The 2,617-nt window shown below is 62.4% G+C and carries 3 protein-coding genes; all 3 read right to left on the bottom strand.

What is annotated here, in order from left to right; genetic code table 11:
* On the bottom strand, nucleotides 1-323 hold a 323-nt coding region (locus JWR89_RS23480), incomplete at its 3' end, for a hypothetical protein (protein ID WP_299720576.1).
* A 157-nt stretch (nucleotides 324-480) separates the two neighbouring features.
* On the bottom strand, nucleotides 481-2,091 hold the full coding sequence (locus JWR89_RS23475) for a GMC family oxidoreductase (protein ID WP_299720574.1): 1,611 nt from the start codon (nucleotides 2,089-2,091) through the stop codon (nucleotides 481-483).
* 43 nt (nucleotides 2,092-2,134) lie between these two features.
* The coding region (locus tag JWR89_RS23470; protein ID WP_299720572.1) for a sugar dehydrogenase complex small subunit at nucleotides 2,135-2,617 on the bottom strand (483 nt) is incomplete at its 5' end.

Here is a 2,617-nt window from a genome sequence, read left to right as displayed (position 1 = left end):
GTCTCTTGCAGCACGACTGCAGTGGGATTCTTGGCGTCCAGATCTCGCCGCGTCGCTTCGATCGCCTTGTCGGTCTGTGCGATGCTGGCATCAACGGGTTTCATGTCCGCATTTGCCGCCACAGCGGCCGTGCTCAACTGGCCGATCTCGACCGCCGCCGACGTCTTTGCGAGCATGGCGTTGCTGAGCAAGTGCGCGGTGGATGTCGCGTCGCGCGCCTGCGCGTAACTGCGCCATGAGTCGGTAGCCATGCGGGCCGACGAAACAAAACCGGGAATGGCGACAGCCACAAATCCAATCAAGAAGACTGTCTTGATGCGCATATAAACTCCGTGACTTTCTGAAAGTGCAACTGCGTACGTGAATACCATTCAGAGCTTAAGCGCGCGTAAAAGCGGGTTTCGCAGTTTTCAGAAACCTTCATTTTTTCAGGATGTTGCGCTGGCAGGACAAAGCCTGCCGGAGCGCGTCGCGCGGAGCCTAGACCTCGCGGAGAATCACGTCGGCGGAGCGCAGCGCGAGGGCCGCCGCCGTCAGGGTCGGGTTCACGACGCCCGGCATCGACATCACGTTGGGTCCAGCGATGAACAGGTTCGGATGATCGTGCGCCCTGCATTGGCCATCGACCACAGAATCTCTGGGATCGGCGCCCATGATTGTGGTGCCTTGGGAATGCGGATGCGACCAGCGCAGATCCTCGTAGGGACGACCGCCGAACAATTGCGTGATGCGCTGGTATTCGCGCTTCGTGGCCTCGGCTCCGGCGAGCAGATAGGGATCCTCGCGGGAGAAATGGATCTCCGGCCGGGGCAGGCCGAGCGCGTCGCGCTCGGTCGTACTCGGCACGATCCGGTTCTCGGGATTGGGAGGCAGCTCGTGCTGGGTGGTGACCTCGACAAAGCGCGCCGACTGGTGGCGGATCTGTTCGTCGAGTTGCGGGCCAATCACGCCTTCCTTCAGCAGGCGGGCTGCGATCTGCTGGTTGGGCACATTGTTGTTGATGACGTGCTTGCCAGCCGCCCGCAGCTTGCGGAAGTCGCCATCGCGTTCGCGGAAGAACACCTGCGGGTGGACCGGGCCGCGTCCCGGCCACAACGGCTCTTCGGCGATCAACGAGATCTTGCTCTCGGGCTGGCAGGTCAGATTACGTCCGACCATACCGGATGAATTCGCGATGCCCTGCGGGAAGCGATCCGACGTCGACATCAGCATCAGCTTGGGCGTCTCGATAGCGTAGGCCGCCAGCACGAAATAACGCGCGGTCAGGCGGTGGTCGGTGCCGTCCGGGCTCTTGTAGACGACCGCAGAGATCTTGCCCCCGTCGCCTGTTTCGATCTTGTAGACGACGGCATCGGGGATCAGGCGGGCGCCGGCGGCCTCAGCCTTCTCCGCATGCACGGCGCCGCTGTACAGCGCGCCGATCGGGCAGATCGGTGTGCAATTGTTGTTGCCGGCGCAGGCGGGGCGATCATCGTAGACTTCAGAGTTACGTGCGGCCGGCTCGCTCAGCACCTTGTATCCGTCGGCGCTGAGAACCTGCTTGACGCGCTCATGCATGTGATCGAGCGGGGTCGGAGGCATCGGATAGGGGGTCGTGCGCGGCGGGAACGCATGGTTCCGGCCGCCGGCCCCCTGATCTTCCTGGTCGTTGCCGGAGACGCCGAGTTCGCGTTCCGCCTGGCCGTAATACGGCTCCAGGTCGTCATAGCCAATTGGCCAGTCGCGCCCGATGCCGTAAAGGGTCTTGGTCTTGAAGTCGTTGGGCAGCAAACGCCAGGAGGCGCCGGCCCAGTGCCACGTGGTGCCGCCGACGAGGCGCACATAGCTCGCCCGAGCGACTGTCTTTCCCTTCTCGATGATGTAATCCGTCCCGAAGCTGTCGCGCGCATGGGGGAGATCGGGATAGGGCCCGTTGACGTTCGCCTTGTTGGTGAGGCCGAGGAAACGCTCGACGAGACTCCATCGCTCGACGCGGGGGCCCGCCTCGAGCAAAATCACGGACTTGCCGGCACGGGCGAGTCGGTTGGCGATGAGACTGCCGCTCACTCCGGAGCCAACGACAATCACATCCGCATCATATTGGGTCGTCATTGATTTCGAAACCTTGGGAAAGTGGAAGCGACACGCGCGTCAATCAGGGCTTTGCTGCCCATGAGCCGAATTCGGAGAACCCGGTGGCCGGTGGCCGCGTGATGTCGCGGGTAGGCCGATACATCAATGCATTTTCGTAAGTGACGAGCTTCGCGGATGCGCCGATGCCGACGATGCCTAGATACCAGGCCGAGACGATCTCGATCGCGGTCGTCCTTAGCGCCGGCTGAGCCGCCGCGGAGGACCTGTCGAAATCCCGCATGTCGCGCAGGCCGGCGGCGTCGAGTGCGTCCGCCAAAGCAGTTAGGCGATCGGGAAATTTCGGATCTAGCTCACTCAGCGCTTCAAACGTCCGTGACGATATCGTGAAATCCAGATCTGATTTTCCGGTCAGCAGACGGGACACCGACATAAATCGGTCGGCCGGACTGTTCACAGCGGCCACCGCCTTTAGAGGCATGGCGGACACAACGACGCCGGCAAGCGCATTCACGGCGGTCGTTATCAAAAAGCTGCGCCTCCCGGA

It is taken from the genome of Tardiphaga sp., assembly GCF_028290785.1.
Lineage (GTDB): Bacteria > Pseudomonadota > Alphaproteobacteria > Rhizobiales > Xanthobacteraceae > Tardiphaga.
The sequence above is the reverse complement of the archived record's forward strand: the minus strand, read 5'-3'. Positions and strand labels throughout refer to the sequence as shown.